This is a genomic window from Streptomyces sp. NPDC058864 (assembly GCF_042742985.1).
In the GTDB taxonomy this organism is placed as follows: domain Bacteria; phylum Actinomycetota; class Actinomycetes; order Streptomycetales; family Streptomycetaceae; genus Actinacidiphila.
On record NZ_JBHYMQ010000038.1, the window covers coordinates 1 to 16,162 of the forward strand.

9 protein-coding genes are annotated in these 16,162 nt (G+C 74.4%); 3 read left to right on the forward strand and 6 right to left on the reverse strand.

The window, feature by feature from the left end:
* Positions 1–420: 420 nt before the first annotated feature.
* On the reverse strand, positions 421–984 hold the full coding sequence (locus ACFW3D_RS25630) for a MarR family winged helix-turn-helix transcriptional regulator (protein ID WP_500507479.1): 564 nt from the start codon (positions 982–984) through the stop codon (positions 421–423).
* Positions 985–1,100: 116 nt separating this feature from the next.
* On the opposite strand from ACFW3D_RS25630, the gene ACFW3D_RS25635 reads away from it, so the two are divergent.
* Positions 1,101–2,348, forward strand: coding sequence for an MFS transporter (locus ACFW3D_RS25635; protein ID WP_500507481.1), 1,248 nt, complete (start codon positions 1,101–1,103; stop codon positions 2,346–2,348).
* Positions 2,349–2,355: 7 nt separating this feature from the next.
* Here ACFW3D_RS25635 and ACFW3D_RS25640 read toward each other — a convergent pair whose 3' ends face one another.
* Positions 2,356–4,005, reverse strand: coding sequence for an ATP-binding SpoIIE family protein phosphatase (locus ACFW3D_RS25640; protein ID WP_500507483.1), 1,650 nt, complete (start codon positions 4,003–4,005; stop codon positions 2,356–2,358).
* Positions 4,006–4,121: 116 nt separating this feature from the next.
* On the reverse strand, positions 4,122–5,501 hold the full coding sequence (locus ACFW3D_RS25645; RefSeq protein ID WP_500507485.1) for an NAD(P)/FAD-dependent oxidoreductase: 1,380 nt from the start codon (positions 5,499–5,501) through the stop codon (positions 4,122–4,124).
* Between the two features lie 294 nt (positions 5,502–5,795).
* Between ACFW3D_RS25645 and ACFW3D_RS25650 the strand changes: the two genes are divergently transcribed.
* Both ACFW3D_RS25650 and ACFW3D_RS25655 read left to right on the forward strand, forming a co-directional pair.
* Complete coding sequence (locus ACFW3D_RS25650; protein WP_500507487.1) at positions 5,796–6,494, forward strand: TetR/AcrR family transcriptional regulator; 699 nt, start codon at positions 5,796–5,798, stop codon at positions 6,492–6,494.
* Between the two features lie 110 nt (positions 6,495–6,604).
* Positions 6,605–8,470: a sigma-70 family RNA polymerase sigma factor gene (locus ACFW3D_RS25655; RefSeq protein WP_500507489.1), complete on the forward strand. Its 1,866-nt coding sequence runs from the start codon at positions 6,605–6,607 to the stop codon at positions 8,468–8,470.
* A 23-nt stretch (positions 8,471–8,493) separates the two neighbouring features.
* On the opposite strand, the gene ACFW3D_RS25660 is transcribed toward ACFW3D_RS25655, so the two are convergent.
* The 3 genes from ACFW3D_RS25660 to tmk all read right to left on the reverse strand — a co-directional run bounded on the left by ACFW3D_RS25660 (position 8,494) and on the right by tmk (position 16,157).
* Complete coding sequence (locus tag ACFW3D_RS25660) at positions 8,494–9,192, reverse strand: DsbA family oxidoreductase (RefSeq protein ID WP_500507491.1); 699 nt, start codon at positions 9,190–9,192, stop codon at positions 8,494–8,496.
* Between the two features lie 72 nt (positions 9,193–9,264).
* Positions 9,265–12,513 carry an AfsR/SARP family transcriptional regulator gene (locus ACFW3D_RS25665; protein ID WP_500507493.1) on the reverse strand — a complete coding sequence of 1,083 codons (3,249 nt, stop codon included), beginning with the start codon at positions 12,511–12,513 and terminating at the stop codon, positions 9,265–9,267.
* A gap of 587 nt (positions 12,514–13,100) precedes the next feature.
* On the reverse strand, positions 13,101–16,157 hold the full coding sequence (gene tmk / locus ACFW3D_RS25670; protein WP_500507495.1) for a dTMP kinase: 3,057 nt from the start codon (positions 16,155–16,157) through the stop codon (positions 13,101–13,103).
* Between the last annotated feature and the right edge of the window lie 5 nt (positions 16,158–16,162).

Sequence of the window (16,162 nt, forward strand, 5' to 3'; positions counted from 1 at the left end):
TCGAGACCGTTTCACCGGCCCCTCCGGGCTTTCCCTTCGTTGTCTCCAGCTTAGCAGATCCGATTTCCTTCTCTGCCACCCTCTGGAGGGGGTTTGCCGTTCGGCTTTCGCTTTCCGGCTTTTCCGACTCTATCAGACCGTTTCCGGGCTGATCCCCAGTCAGCGGGGCTTGTCATCCCGGCTGTTGGGCCGTTCCGACTGGTGAAACGTTAGCGGATCGGCGGCGCCCGATGCCAATCGAGCAATTCCTTCGATCCTCATTCCGAAAAACGCACACACGAACGAGACGGCACATGGCCGTTCATCGAAGTGGGTCCTGCGGGATGGCTGCCCGGGGCCGACCGAAGTCGGTGTTCACCGGCGGGCAACTCGGAGAACATTACGGATCCCCCGTACGTCTGTCAAACCAGGGCAGCGGGGTCAGTCGAGGTCCTTCAAGCGGCCACCGGCGTCGGGCTGGTCGGCCTCGACGCGGCGGAGGAGACGGGTCAGCAGGTCGCCGAGGCCGTTGCGTTCGTCGGTGGCGAGGTCCTGGAGGAGGTCCGCCTCGAAGACGGACGCCATGCGCATCGTCTCCAGCCACTTGCTGCGGCCGAGGTCGGTGAGCTCGACGATGACACGGACGCGGTTGCTCTCGTCGCGCTCCCGGGTGACCAGACCTTCCGAGACCATGCGGTCGATCCGGTGGGTCATGGCGGCGGGGGTGAGGCCGAGCCGCTTGGCCAGGTCGCCGGGGCCGAGGCGGTACGGACGGCCCACGACCACAAGGGCCTTGAGGACCTCCCATTCGGCACTGGTGATGCCCACGGCCGACAGGTGCCGGCTGTAGCCCACGTTCATGCGGCGGTTGAGCCTGCCCAGGGCCGTGACGATCTTCTCGACCTGGGGGTCCACCTCGGGGTACTCGCGCTGGTAGATCGCGATCTGTTCGTCGAGGTCCAGCTCCTGCGGGGTGCCGGCAGGGCCGTCGGCTGCGCTCGTCATGGCAGGAGTGTCCCACGAAACTCATTGGCCCTAAAGACTTCCGGCATGTACTGTTTAGCTTCGAAGTTTAAAGTTGAAGTCTTCAAGTTCAAGGACTACTGACCTAAGGGGTGAGTGTGACCACCGCGATGGGCGCCGCGCTGCGCCGGATCCAGCTGGGGAACGCGCTGAGCGCGTTCGGCAACGGCTTCACCGTTCCGTTCCTGTTCGTCTACGTGGCACAGGTCCGGGACCTGGGGGCGGGCACGGCGGGTGTCGTGCTGTCCGCCTTCGCCGTCGCCGCGCTCGCCGTGCTGCCGTTCACCGGTCGGACGATCGACCGGAGCGGCCCACTGCCCGTGCTGCTGGTCGGTGCGTTCGCGGCGGCGGTGGGCGCCATGGGCTTCGGGCTCGTGTCGAGCGCGCCCCTGGTGATCGCCGCGTCCGCGGTGATGGGCGCCGGCATCGCCGTGATGCAGCCGGCGCTGGCCACGCTCATCGTGTGGTGCTCCACGCCGAGGACGCGCTCGCGGGCCTTCGCGACGCAGTTCTTCCTGAGCAATCTCGGTCTGGGGGTCGGCGGACTGCTGGGCGGGCTGCTGGTCGACACCTCGCGTCCGGGCTCCTTCACGTTGCTGTTCTCGATCGAGGCCGCGATGTTCGTCGTGCTCGGTCTCGTCGTGGCTTCCGTACGGCTGCCCAAGGCGGCGCACATGGAGGCGGCACCGACCGAGAAGGCGGCCGGGGGCTGGCGAGCGCTGTTCGCCGACCGGGCGATGGTGCAGCTGTGCGTGCTGGGCGGGGTGCTGTTCTTCGCCTGCTACGGGCAGTTCGAGTCGGGACTGTCGGCGTACGCGGTCGAGGTGACCAAGGTGTCGCCGGCGACGCTGGGCATCGCCCTCGCGGCGAACACCGCGGCGATCGTGGTGGCGCAGTTCCTCGTCCTGCGGCCGGTGGAGCGGCGGCGGCGCAGCCGGGTGATCGCGGCGGTCGGTCTGCTGTGGGCCCTGGCGTGGGTGGTCGCCGGGCTGTCCGGGCTGATGGGCTCGGCGCACGGGGTCGCGACGGCGATGCTGATCGGCACGTACGCGCTGTTCGGGCTCGGCGAGGCGATGCTGTCGCCCACGGTCGCGCCGCTGGTGGCGGACATGGCGCCGGAGCGCATGGTCGGCCAGTACAACTCGGCGTTCGCGCTGGTGAAGCAGCTGGCGCTGGCCGTGGGGCCGGCGGTCGGCGGTCTCATGGCGGGCAGCGGGATGTACGGCGAGTACATCGTGATGCTGGTCGCGTGCTCGCTGGCGGTCAGCGTGCTGTCGGTGCGGCTGGGCCGGCGGCTCACGGTCGGACAGGACGCGCCGATGCGGGAGCCCGTGCTGGCGGCGTGATCCTCCGTCAGGTGGGGAGCGCGAACTCGCACCACACCGCCTTGCCGCCGCCGGGGGTCCGCCGGGATCCCCAGGCGGAGGCGATGGTGGCGATGATGGAGATGCCCCGGCCGGCCTCGTCGGCCGGTTCGGCGCGGCGCCGCCGCGGCAGGTGGTCGTCGCCGTCGGTGACCTCGATGATCAGGCGCCGGTCGGTGCGCCGCAGGCGCAGCCGCATGGGCGGGACGCCGTGCTGGAGCGAGTTGGCGACCAGTTCGCTGGCGGCGAGGACGCCGAGGTCGACGAGTTCGACCGGGAAGCGCCAGGAGGTCAGCACGCCCTGCGCGAAGGCGCGGGCGCGGGGGGCCGCCTCGATGCCGCCGAGGAGTTCCAGGGAGGCGTTGCGGAACAGCTCGGAGTCGTTGCCCTCGCGCTGCGGGTACTGCATGACGAGCACGGCGACGTCGTCGGCGTGCTCGGAGGTGACGCCGAGGGCGCGCAGCAGGCGGTCGCAGATGACCTGGGGACTGCCGGTGGCGCCCGCGACGGCGTTCATCAGGGCGGAGACGCCCTCGTCGATGTCCTCGCCCCGGCGCTCGATGAGGCCGTCGGTGTAGAGCACGGCGGTGGCGCCCGGCCCGAGGGGGACGGAGCCGGAGGTGTGGACCCAGCCGCCGGTGCCGAGCGGCGGGCCGGTGGGTTCGTCGGCGCGGCGGACGGTGCCGTCGGCGTCGCGGACGACGATCGGCAGGTGGCCGGCGGAGGCGTAGGACAGCCGTCCCTCGCTGGGGTCGTGGACGGCGTAGACGCAGGTGGCGATCTGGGTGGCGTCGATCTCGGCGGCCAGGCCGTCGAGGAGCTGGATGACCTCGTGCGGGGGCAGGTCCAGGCGCGCGTAGGCGCGGACCGCGGTGCGGAGCTGGCCCATGACGGCGGCGGCGCGCACGCCGCGGCCCATGACGTCGCCGATGACGAGGGCGGTGCGGCCGGCGCCCAGGGTGATGACGTCGTACCAGTCGCCGCCGACGGCGGCGTCGGTGCCGCCGGGCTGGTAGGTGGCGGCGACGCGCAGGTCGTCGGGCTGTTCGAGCTCCTGGGGGAGCAGGCTGCGCTGGAGGGTGACGGCGGTCGCGTGGAGGCGGCGCTCGCTCTCGCGGAGGCGTTCGGCGGACTGGACCTGGTCGGTGACGTCGGTGGCGAAGACCAGGACGCCGCCGGTGTCGCCGCCGTCCTTCACCGGAACGGGGCTGCAGGTGAGGGTGAAGTAGCCCTGACGAGTGGCGGTGGCGACCTTGCGGGCCTTGACGGTGCGGGGTTTGCCGCTGCGGAAGACCTGGTCCATGAGGGGGAGCAGGCCGAGTTCGGCGAGCTCCGGGAGGGACTCGCGGGCGGGCTCCCCGGGCGTGCGGGTGCCGAAGACCTCGGTCCAGGCCTCGTTGACGTAGCCGAGGTGGTGGGTGGGCCCGTGCGTGACCGCGATGAGGGCGGGCAGCCGGCCCAGCACCTCGCGTACGGGGAGGGCGTCGAGGGTGTGCGCCGGCGCGTCCGGGTGCTCGGCGGCCTCGCCGCGCGCCGCGGGGACCGCTCCGCCGGACGGGGGTTCGGCACCGGCGGCCGCCGCCTGGGCATTGCGTCGTTGTGTTCCGGGGAGCCGGGCGCTCCAACGCGTGAGGTTCAAACGTCCGATTCCTCGTATTTGTCACTCTTTGCAGGTGCTGGCGCACGCTTGGTCACGGGTCCAGTGTGGCCGACCCGCCGCTCCGGGGGAATCGGCCACCGCATCCGCACTGGCGGTCAGGGCGCGTCGGGCTTGCGTCCGGTCTCCGCGGCGAGCTCGAACTCGGCGCGGGGGTTCTCCAGCGAGCCGAGCGAGACGATCTCCCGTTTGAAGAGCCCGGACAGGACCCATTCGGCCAGGATGCGCGCCTTGCGGTTGAAGGTGGGCATCCGGCTGAGGTGGTACGCGCGGTGCATGAACCAGGCGGGATAGCCCTTGAGTTTGCGCCCGTAGACCTGCGCCACGCCCTTGTGGAGGCCGAGCGAGGCGACCGAGCCCGCGTACTCGTGACGGTAGTCGGTCAGCGCCTCGCCGCGCAGGCTCGCGACGATGTTGTCGGCGAGGATGCGGGCCTGCCGCAGGGCGTGCTGGGCGTTGGGCGCGCAGAGCGCCTCGGGGTCGTCGGAGGTGACGTCCGGGACGGCGGCGGCGTCACCGGCGGCCCAGGCGCCCTCGGTGCCGGCGATCCGCAGGTCCGCCGTGCACCTGATCCGGCCACGTCCGTTGAGCGGCAGGTCGGTGCGGGAGAGCACGGGGTGCGGTTTGACGCCGGCCGTCCACACCAGGGTGCGGGTGGGCACGCGGGAGCCGTCGTCCAGGACGGCGACGCGGTTCTCGCAGGACTCCAGCCGGGTGCTGAGGCGGATGTCGACGTTGCGGCCGCGCAGCTCGCGGACGGCGTACCGGCCCATCTCCTCGCCGACCTCGGGGAGGATGCGGTCGGTGGCCTCGACCAGGATCCACCTCAGGTCGTCGGCCTCGACGTTGTGGTAGTAGCGCACGGCGTAGCGGGCCATGTCCTCCAGCTCGCCGAGGGCCTCCACGCCCGCGTAGCCGCCGCCGACGAAGACGAAGGTCAGGGCCGCGTCGCGGACCTCGACGTCCCGGGTGGAGGAGGCGATGTCGAGCTGTTCCAGGACGTGGTTGCGCAGCCCGATGGCCTCCTCGACGGTCTTGAAGCCGATGCCGTGCTCGGCGAGGCCCGGGATGGGCAGGGTGCGGGAGACCGAGCCGGGTGCCAGCACCAGGTGGTCGTACGGCAGCTCCAGCGCGGCGGAGCCCTCCTCCTCGGTGGCGAGGGTGGTGAGCGTGGCGACCCGCTTGCCGTGGTCGATGCGCCGGGCCTCGCCGATGACCAGCGTGCAGCGGTCCAGGACCCGGCGCAGCGGCACCACGACGTGGCGGGGCGAGATGGAACCGGCCGCCGCTTCGGGCAGGAAGGGCTGGTAGGTCATGTAGGGCTGCGGTTCGACCACGACGATTTCCGCTTCGTCGTGTTTCAGCCTGCGCTGCAGCCGCAAAGCGGTGTACATGCCCACATAACCGCCGCCGACGACGAGGATGCGCGGGATCCCGGATTCATCTGCCGCGCCGGACGGCCCCTTGAGTGCTGCCATCGTTCCATGAGGCAATGGGCCATCGGGGTTTGTCCACAGGGCGTACGGCAATGAATGGCCGAATCCTGTTCTCCGGCAGGTCACGGGCGGGTTGCTGACCGGTGTGAAGTGCCGGGAAGGAGATTCGGCGGCCGGGGTACTCCGATCGTGGCCGGGTGCCCCCTTCATTCTTGACCGGGGCTCAACTATGTTCGTATCCCGCCGGGGTGCTCGCGCGGCGTCGTCCGCCGCCTCCCGGCGATCATGGGGTGGGGAGTCTCCGGGGGGAGACGCGATCAACCGGGGGATACACATATGCATATCCAGGACTCTCAGTGGGCGATGACCGCGACCGTCAGCGGCCATCCCGATCCCGTCGTGCGCGGTGGCGGCGGGGCCCGTACGTCCCCGCTGCGCGTGGACGCGCAGCGCAACCTCGAGCACGTCCTGCGGGCCGCCCGCGAGGTCTTCGGCGAGCTGGGGTACGGCGCGCCGATGGAGGACGTGGCACGCCGGGCCCGGGTGGGCGTCGGCACCGTCTACCGGCGCTTCCCCAGCAAGGACGTGCTGGTGCGGCGCATAGCCGAGGAGGAGACGGCACGGCTGACGGAGCAGGCGCGCTCGGCCCTGGGCCAGGAGGAGGAGGCGTGGTCGGCGCTGTCCCGCTTCCTTCGCACCTCGGTGGCCTCCGGCGCCGGGCGGCTGCTGCCGCCGCAGGTGCTGCAGGTGCAGCCGTCCGGCGCGGCCGACGGGACACGGGTGCCGCAGCAGCGCGGCGGGGCGGACGACATCGCCTCGGGCGCCGGGGTCACCACGCTGCTGGACGTCGTCGGGCAACTGGTGGAGCGGGCGAGGGCGGCCGGTGAGCTGCGCGCGGACGTGTCGGTGGCCGACGTGCTGCTGGTGATCGCCACCGCGGCGCCGTCGCTGCCGGATCCGGCCCAACAGGCCGCCGCCTCGGCCCGGTTGCTGGACATCCTGCTGGAGGGACTGCGGTCCCGCCCGGGGGCGTGAGGCTGACCCGTTCAGGTGATGAGCCGTGTCCGGGGGGTGAAACTCCCCGGACGGGTGGTTCTGGTGCTTGACAGGTCGTCCGGCGGTACGGGTGTGCCACTCTTACGCCCGTGGATGAAGGAAACGGGGAGTCCGGTCCGCCCGCGGAGGCGGGGGCGGACTCCGGTGGGGGCCCGCCGTCCGGCCGCGTACCCGGGCAGCGGGAGCCGGTCGTGGAGCGCCTCCCCGAGGCCGCGGACGCCCCCGGGGCGCAATTGTCCGACGCCGACCTGGTCGCCCGCGTGCGCGGCGGCGACGACAGCGCGTACGAGGAGCTGTACCGGCGCCACGCCGCGGCCGTGCGGCGCTACGCCCGCGGCTGCTGCCGTGACCGGCACACCGCGGAGGACCTGACCGGCGAGGTCTTCGCCCGCACGCTGCAGGCGATCCGCGGCGGCAGCGGTCCGGACGCCGCGGTGCGCGCCTACCTGCTCACCACGGTGCGGCGGGTGGCCGCGTCCTGGGGCAGCAGCGCCAAGCGGGAGCAACTGGTCGACGACTTCGCGGTGTTCGCGGTCACGTCGGCCGGCGCCGCGGCGGCCGAGGGCACCCAGGAGCCGGCCGCGGACGTGCGCGCCATGCAGGAGGCCGAACGCTCGCTGGCCATCCAGGCCTTCCGTACCCTCCCCGAGCGCTGGCAGGCGGTGCTGTGGCACACCGCGGTCGAGGAGGAGTCGCCGAGCAAGATCGCCCCGCTGCTCGGGCTGACGGCCAACGCGACGGCCGTCCTGGCGCACCGGGCCCGTGAGGGACTGCGCCAGGCCTATCTGCAGGCGCACGTGTCGTCCTCGCTGACCGCCGAGGGGGCCTGCGCCCGCTACGCGGACCGGCTGGGCGCGCACGCCCGCGGCGGGCTGCGGATGCGGGCCGACCGGGAGCTGCGCAAGCACCTGGAGGAGTGCGCCAAGTGCCGCCTGGCGGCGGCGGAGCTGGCGGACGTGAACGCGGCGCTCAAGGGGCTGCTGCCGGTCGCGGTCGTCGGCTGGTTCGGCGCCGCGTACGCGGCGAAGGCGGCGGGCGTCGCCGCGGGCGGTGCGGCGGCCGGGGCCGGTGCGGGAGCCGCGGCGGCCGCCGCTTCCGGCGGATCGGGCGGTGGCGCGGCGGCGGGTGCCGGTGGTGCGGCGGCCGCCGAGGGGGCCGCCGCGCCGGTGAAGATCGCCGTCGCCGCGGGGCTGGCGCTCGCGGCCGCCGGTGCCGTCGTCGCGATCGCCCTGACCGGGGACGACAGCACACCCCGGCCCCAGGCGGAGAGCAGGCCCTCGGCCGCGCCCGTTGTACCGGCGCCGCCGCATTCGCCCACCCCCTCGCCGTCGCGGCCCTCCCCCGCGCCGAGCCCGACGCCGTCCGTCCGGGCACCGGTACGGGTCGCCGCTCCGACCCCGACGCCTCCGGCGCGTCCCGTCGAGGAGCCCGCGCCCGCGCCCACACCGACGCCGACGCCGACCCCCAGCCGTACCGCGGAGCCGCCCACGCCCACGCCCACCCCGACGCCGACCCCGGTGCCCGAGCCGGTCGTCCACCGGCTGAGCGGGCTCGGGTACGGCCTCGCCGGCCGCTCCGACCGGCCCACGATCCGGCTCGGCGACTGGGTCTGGCAGCGCTGGGGCCTCGGCATCGACGGCACGCGCTACTCCGACGGGGTCACGGTCGGCGCCCCGTCCACCGTCACGATCGACCTCAACCGCTCCTGCACCGCCTTCGACGCCGTCGTCGGCATCGACGACGTCGCGCTGGGCTTCGGCGCGGCGCGCTTCTCGGTCCACGGCGACCACGGGCGGCTGTGGCGCTCCGAGGTGCTGCGCGGCGGTGACCCCGGGGTTCCGGTCCACGTGCCGATCGCCGGCAACCGCACCATCCGGCTGAAGGTCGAACCGACCCGCAGGTTCCACGTCGTGAACGTGGCGGACTGGGCCGCGTCGCGGATCACCTGCGACTGAGCCGTGCCGCCGTCCCCGCCGGTTCAGCCGGCGGGGACCTCGCACGCGTCGTCGGCGCAGGCGGCCGCCGCGGGGGCGGCCGCCACGGCGCCGGTCTCCTGGGCGACCTGCTCCAGCACGCGCAGGAAGGTCGAGGACTCCTGGCCGCCCTGGACGGCCCACTTGCCCTCGAAGACGAAGGTCGGGACGGCGTTCACGCCGATGCCGCGGGCGTCGTCGATCTCGGCCAGCACCTCCGCGCGGCCCTCGTCGGAGGCGAGGAAGGCGGCCGCGCGGTCGCGGTCCAGCCCGGCTTCGGCGGCGAGCGCGGCCAGGGTGTCGCGGTCGCCGACGTCGGCGCCCTCGGCGAAGTGCGCCACGAGCAGCCGGTCCTTGAGCGCGGCCTGCTCCTTGGCGCCGTAGGCGTTCAGGGCGTGCCACAGCAGGCGGTGGGCGAGCAGGGTGTTGTTCTCGATGGCGCGGTCGAAGTCGAAGGCCAGGCCCTCGGCGCGGCCGAGCTCCTCCAGCCGGGCGTCCATCGCCGCGGACTGCGGGCCGTAGCGCTCGTTGAGGTAGGCCCGGTGCTGCTCGGGGGTCTCGGACTTGTCGGGGGCGAGCTGGAAGGGGCGGTAGACCACCTCGACCTGGTCGGCCTGCGGGAAGGCGGCCAGGGCCCGCTCGAAACGGCGCTTGCCGACGTAGCACCACGGGCAGGCGATGTCGCTGTAGATCTCGACCTTCATGCTCTCTCCGTCACCGAAAACGTCCGTTGAATCCTCAAGGATGCAACGAGGAGCCCGTCCGCGGCCATTCCCCTAGGCGATCGCTTCGGCGATCAGCGCGTGGGCGCCCTCGCCGCCCAGCTCGTGGCCCGCGGCGCGGGCCCGCTCGTACGGCTCGTCCCCTAGGGCCGCGCGGGCCGCCGCCGCAGCGGCGCGCACCCCCTCCGCCTCCGGGACCGGGCGCGGCAGGCCCGCGCGCAGGCCGTCGGCCGCACCGTGCAGCCGGGCGGCCCGCACGGGATCGCCGAGGGCCACCAGCACCTCGGCGGCGTACTCGGCCACCGCCGCCAGACGCGGTTCGGCGCAGAAGCCGTCGAGTCCCGCGCGCAGCGCCTCCGCGAGCCCGGCCAGGGCGCCGGCCGTGTCGCCCTCGGCGGCGGACACCCGGGCCGAAAGGCTCGCCACGAGCAGCTCGAAGTCCGGTGGGGGCGTGCCCAGACGGCCCTCGCCGTGCGCGAGGTCGACCAGCTCCCGGGCCTCCCGCAGCTCGCCCCGGCGCAGCACGATCGTCGCCAGCAGCGTCCGGATGTAGGCGCGGGCGTCCCACACCCCGTACTGCTCGGCCTCCTCGGCGGCCTGGCGCAGCAGCTTCTCGGCGCGGGCGTCGTCGCCCTCGCGGTGGGCCACCTCCCCCATGCGGGACCGGACGAAGATGCCCTCCACGTGCGCGCCCAGTTCACCGCCGAGCCGCAGCGCCTCCTCCAGGTCCGCCCACGCCGCCGCGTAGTCGCCGTACGCCAGCGCCATCTCGGCACCGGCCTCGCAGACCTGGGCGCGCATCCAGCGGTCCCCGAGCCGTTCGCTGAGTTCCAGCAGCTCCGGCCAGTCCGCGTCGGCCCGGGGGAGACCGCCGGGGAGGTCGATCGTGATGTGCGTACGGAACATCAGCGCCGCCGCCAGTTCCCACGCGCCGCCGTGCGCACGGCAGGTGGCCACCATCGTGTCCGCGTGCTCCCGGATCGCCTCGTGGCGGCCCACGACGTAGTCGCAGAACGGCCACAGCATGCCGGGGAAACGCGCCGAGTGCGGGCCCGGCACGCTGTACACCTCGACGATCCGCGAGGCCAGCGCCAGCATCTCAGGGCTCTGCATCTCCTCGCGGGGCATGGTGTCGCTGACCACGAAGAGGTGGAGCAGCAGAAGGTTCATGCGCGACCAGAAGCCCGGGGCGCCGGGATCGTCGGGGAGTCCTGCGAGCCCGATGAGCCGGACCAGCCACTCCCGCGCCTCGTCGCGGAAGTTGCGCAGCCACCAGAACCAGCCCATGGCCAGGGCCAGTTCGATCCCCTCGGCCTCGTCCCCGGCGTCGATCGTCCGGCGCAGCACGGCCCGTACGTTGTCCAGGTCCGCCTCCACGCGGGCCGCCCAGACCAACTGGTCCGGGCCGCGCAAGGCGGCGTCGGCGGTGCGGGCGAAGTCCGCGAAGTACGCGGTGTGCCGGCGGGCCGCCTCCGCCAGGTCGGCGGGATCGCCCGCGGCGCGCTCGGCGGCGTACTCGTGGATCGTCTCCAGCAGCCGGTAGCGCGCCTCCTGCGCGCCGTGGTCGACGACGACCAGGGACTTGTCCACGAGCTGACCGACCAGCTCCAGCGCCTCCTCCCCGCACACGGCCTCCGCCGCCTGCAGCGTGCAGCCGCCGGCGAAGACGCTCAGCCGGCGCAGTGCCGTGCGTTCCGCCTCGCCGAGCAGGTCCCAGCTCCAGTCGACGACCGCGCGCAGCGTCTGCTGGCGGGGCAGCGCGGTGCGGCTGCCGCCGGTCAGCAGCCGGAAGCGGTCGTCGAGGCGGTCGGCGATCTGCCGCGGGGTGAGCACCCGCAGCCGCGCGGCGGCCAGTTCGATGGCCAGCGGGAGCCCGTCGAGACGGCGGCAGATCTCGTCCACCGCCTCCGTGTGGTCGCGGTCCGCGTCGAAGCCGGGACGCACGGCCGCCGCCCGCTCCACGAACAGCCGGTGCGCGGTCGGCAGCGGCAGCGGCTCCACCGGGCGCACCGTCTCGCCCGGCAGGCCCAGCGGCTCGCGGCTCGTGGCGAGCACGGTCACCCCGGGGCAGGCGGCGAGCAGTTGGTCGGTGAGCGCCGCCGCGGCGTCGATGACGTGCTCGCAGTTGTCGAGCACCAGCAGCATGCGGCGCTGCGCGCAGTGCTCCAGGAGCCGCGCGGCCGGGTCGGCCTCCTGGCCCGCGCTGCGCACCTCACGGGCGGCGGCCAGCACGGCCGTGTCACGGCGGCCGATCGCGCTCAGCACGGCGTCCGGCACCGCGGCGGGGCGGTCCAGCGGGGCGAACTCCGCCAGCCACACGCCGTCCGGGTACGCCGCGGAGCCCGTCACCGCGGCCGCGGCCTCCTGCGACAACCGGGTCTTGCCGGAGCCGCCGGGGCCGGTCAGCGTCAGCAGGCGGTGCGTGCCGTCGGTCAGGCTCGCGCGCAGCGTGCGGAGTTCGGCCTCGCGGCCGACGAAGCTGGTGAGGCGGGCCCGCAGGTTTCCGGTGCGGGGCGGGACGGCGGGGGCGGCTGCCTGCGTTTGCGGTCCGGTGGAGAGCAGCTGCGCGTGCAGGACCTTGAGTTCGGGGCCCGGGTCGGTGCCGAGGCGGTCGGCGAGGGCCAGGCGGGTGTCCTCGTACGCGGCCAGGGCGTCGGCCGGACGGCCCGTCGCACGCAGCGCCCGTATCAACTGCGCACGGAACGGCTCGTGCAGCGGGTGCTCGGCGACCAGACCACGCAGCTGCGGGAGCAGTTCGGCGGCGCGGTCCAGGGCGAGGCCCGCCTCGATGCGGCGGTACGTCGCGGTCAGCCGCAGGTCCTCCGCCCGGGCCGCGGCCGAACCCCGGTCCGGAAGGTCCGCCAGCGCGGGGCCGCGCCACAGCGCGAGTGCGGCCTCCAGGGTCTCCGCGGCGCTTGCGGGGTCGCCGGCGTCGAGGGCGGCACTGCCTTCGCGCACGAGGCGCTCGAAGAGGTGGAGGTCGACATCGTCCGGGGTCGCCGTGAGCAGGCGGTAGCCGGCGGGGCCCGAGGCGATGGTGTCCCTGCCGCCGTCCGTGTCCCGGGGCCCGAGGACGCGGCGCAGCCTCGACACGAGCGCCTGCAGCGCGCCGGAGGCGTCCTGGGGCGGCTCGTCGCCCTCGCCGCCCCACACCTCGGCGATCAGGGCGTCCGGGGACACCGCGTGCGGGGCGTGCAGCGCGAGTGCGGCCAGCAGTGCCCGGAGCCGCTTGCCGCTGCCCAGGGGCACGGGGGCGCCGCCGGGGCCGCGCGCCTCCGTGGCGCCGAGGATCAGATACCGCACGGGCCCATTCTCACGGTGCGCGCCTGCGGGGCGAAGCGGTTTCCCTGTGTGCGGCGCCGTCGTAGTTGCGGGCCGAACGTCGTGTGCGGGTGCGTTTTTGGTTGCGGTTGGGGTTCTTTTCCCGCCGCCCGCCCTCCCCCAGCCTTCGGCCGGGGGGACCCCCACGGGCGCACCCCGCCACACCCCCTCCCGTTGAGTAGGCGCATGACGGCCGGAGGGGGTGATGAAGCAATCCGGGGTCACCCCGGACTGCTTCATCACCCCCCCACCGGCCGTTGGTCGCTGGCGATACGGAGGGGGTGGGGGAGTTGGGGGCACCCCCGGCCGAAGGCTGGGGGAGGGTGGGCGTTCTGGACGCTGACGTGTATTTGTTGTGCGGCAGAGCGGCGCCTGTTCGGACCGCCCGCCATGCACATAAATATGCGGTACAGAATGCCCACCCCGGAGGCCCCGCCCCCGGCCCACCCACCGAACCGGGCGCCGACCCGCACCAACCGAACCGGGGCACCGGGCGGGCGGGCGGGAAAAACGCCCGCCGCAGGCGCAAACTACCCGCACACAGACAAGCGGCCCGCACAGCGCAGCGCCTAGCCGTCCGCCCTGCCGTCGCGGTCGTCGTCCTCGTCACGCGGGCCGAGCAGCTCGTCCGCGAGGGAGGGGAGGTCGTCGAGGGGGGTCTCCTCGGCCCACGAGGGCCGGGGGCGGGGGCGGGGGCTGCGCCCCTCCTCGGGGACGGCCGGCATCTCGCGCGTGCGCTCGTTGTCCGCGTCCCGCGGCGCCGCGTGGGGCGTCTCGGGCCGGAAGATGCCGGGCGGCACCCGGTCAGCGGAGGGCACGGCCGGAAGGACCGCGGTCTCGTCCGCCGCGCCGGGGGTGACCGAGGGCAGTACGGCCGTCTCCTCCGCGTCGGCGGGCTCGGCGGGCGCGACCGACCGCGGCGCCTGGGCGGGCTTCGTGAAGTCCGGGAAGGACGGCTTGACCGGCGGCAGCACCGCGGTGTCGTCGTCGACGGGCACGGCGCGCAACACGGCGGTCTCCGCGTCTCCGGTCGACGAGGTCGACGCGGCCTGCGGACGGGGCGTCTCGACGGTCCTCGTCGCGTCCTCCGCCTCGATGCGGGCCTGCTCGGCCCGCATCAGGGCCTCCTCGGCCTTGCGCTGGCGCTCCAGGCGGCGTTCCTCGGCCTCGGCGCGGAGGCGGGACTCCTCCTCGGCCTGGCGGCGCAGCCGTTCCTGCTCCTCGCGGCGGACGCGCTCCTCGGCCTCGCGGCGGGCGCGCTCCTCCTCCGCCTGGCGGCGGGCCTCCTCGGCCTGTCGCCGGGCCTCCTCCGCCGCGGCCTCCTCGGCCTCACGGCGCGCGGTCTCCTCCTCGGCGCGGCGGCGTTCCTCCTCCTCCGCGCGGAGCTTCTCCAGCTGGGCCTGGCGCTCGCGTTCGAGCCGCTCCTCCTCGGCCCGGCGGGCGGCCTCCTCCTCCGCGCGGAGACGGGCCTCCTCCTCGGCCTGACGGCGGGCCTCCTCGCGGGCCGCGATCTCCTTCTCCGACAGGGGGAGGATCTCGTCGAGACGGTGCCGTATCACCGTCGTGACGGCCTCCGGCTCCTGGGCCGCGTCGACGACCAGGTAGCGCGCGGGGTCGGCCGCGGCGAGCGTGAGGAAGCCGGTGCGCACCCGCTCGTGGAACTCCGCGGGCTCGGACTCGAGCCGGTCGGGCGCCTCGGTGAAGCGCTCGCGGGCCGCCTCGGGGGTGACGTCGAGCAGGACGGTCAGGTGCGGGACGAGTCCGTCCGTCGCCCAGCGGGAGATGCGGGCGATCTCGGTCGGCGCGAGGTCGCGCCCGGCACCCTGGTAGGCGACGGAGGAGTCGATGTAGCGGTCGGAGATGACGACCGCGCCGCGCTCCAGCGCGGGGCGTACGACGGTGTCGACGTGCTCGGCGCGGTCGGCGGCGTAGAGCAGGGCCTCGGCGCGGTGGGACAGCCCGCCACTGGAGACGTCGAGCAGGATCGAACGCAGCCGCTTGCCGACGGCCGTGGCGCCCGGCTCGCGGGTGACGACGACCTCGTGGCCCTTGGCGCGGATCCAGTCGGCGAGGGCCTCGACCTGGGTGGACTTGCCGGCCCCGTCGCCGCCCTCGACGGCGATGAAGAAACCGGCGGGGGCGGGCGCCTGCTCGGGGTCGCCGCCGCGCAGCGCCTCGCGCAGGTCGCGGCGCATCGGCACGCCCTGGCGGTCGTCGGTCTTGCCGAGGACGACCGCGGCGACGGGCAGCAGCAGGGCCCCGATCAGCATGAGGGCGTACGCGGCGCCGCCGTGGTCGAAGGTGAAGTGCCCGTTGACGACGCGGTGCGGGCCGATACCGCCGGCCAGCAGGGGGGCACCGACGGCACCGACCGCCATGAGCAGGTGCGCGACCGCGTGCAGGTGGTCCGTGGCGCGGGCCCGGCGGGACTCCTCGGTCTCCTGGTCGACGAGGACGTGCCCGGTGTTGGCGGTGATCCCGGCCGCGACGCCGGCGAGCAGCGCCAGCAGCAGCACGGTCGTCGGGTCGGGCACGATGCCGGTCAGCAGCAGGGCCAGACCGGTGACGGCGATGGAGATGGCGAGCAGGCGCCGCCGCGACAGGCCCGGGAGGGTGCGCGGGGCGATCCGGATGCCGAGCACAGGGCCGGCGGTGAGCGCCAGCACGAGGAGGCCGTAGCCGACCGGGCCGCCGCCGAGGTCGGCGGCGTGCAGCACGGCGAGCGCCACGGCGGCGGCGATGGCGCCGGCCACGGTGGCGGTGCCGAGCACGAGCAGCGGCACGGCGCCGGTGCGCCCGCGGTCGTTGCTGCGCAGGCCCTGCAGCGGGGAGTGGAGCGGCGTGGCCTGGTCGCCCGGCAGCTCCAGCAGGTAGAGGACGGCGCCGGAGGCCGCGAACAGCCCGGCGGCGACGTAGGAGGCGAGCGCGGCCTGGTGGAGGCCGAACCAGTCGACGCCGAGCCCGATCAGGTTGCCGACGAGGGTGACGACGACGAGGCTCGCGGCGGCGATCGGGAAGGCGACGAAGCCGGTGCGCTGGTCGAGGCGGCGCAGCGCGTCGAGGCGGTCGGGCAGGGGGCGTACCGTTCCTGCGCCCGGCGCGGCCGGCGGCAGCAGGCCGGGAGCCGCACCGTCCTTGGCGACCGTCCACAGCCGCTCGGCCACCCCGGTGACGAAGACGGTGACCAGCAGCCATGCGACGGCGTCGGCCGGCACCCAGTCGATCCACAGCGGGGCGACGATCAGCAGCGCGAGGCGTACGACGTCGGAGCCGATCATCGTCCACCGGCGGTCGAGAACGCCGCCGGGACCGGTGAGCGAGCCCAGCGGGCCGAGGAGCACCGCGCCGAAGAGCAGGGCGGCGAGGAGGCGCGCCCCGAAGACGGCCGCGACGGCGAAGGCCGCGCCGCGGTACCCGCCGCCGAAGGACTGGGCGCCCGCGGCGGCCTGCGCCGTCAGGACGGCCAGGACCAGCAGGGCGAGGCGGTCGCCGACGGTGCCGGTCAGCTGAGCGCCCCACAGCTTGCGCAGGGGTGGGATCTTCAGCAGCGCGCCCACGGCGCGCCGCCGCGAGTCGGCCTCGAGTTCGTCGGCGAACGTGTCCGTTGGCTGCTCGGATCGCGTCATTCCGC

Bases quoted from the DNA above. Each gene is read 5' to 3' on its own strand.
- ACFW3D_RS25630 (WP_500507479.1), bottom strand. From the start codon at position 984: ATGACGAGCGCAGCCGACGGCCCTGCCGGCACCCCGCAGGAGCTGGAC.
- ACFW3D_RS25650 (WP_500507487.1), top strand. From the start codon at position 5,796: ATGCATATCCAGGACTCTCAGTGGGCGATGACCGCGACCGTCAGCGGC.
- ACFW3D_RS25660 (WP_500507491.1), bottom strand. From the start codon at position 9,192: ATGAAGGTCGAGATCTACAGCGACATCGCCTGCCCGTGGTGCTACGTC.
- tmk (WP_500507495.1), bottom strand. From the start codon at position 16,157: ATGACGCGATCCGAGCAGCCAACGGACACGTTCGCCGACGAACTCGAG.
- ACFW3D_RS25645 (WP_500507485.1), bottom strand. From the start codon at position 5,501: ATGGCAGCACTCAAGGGGCCGTCCGGCGCGGCAGATGAATCCGGGATC.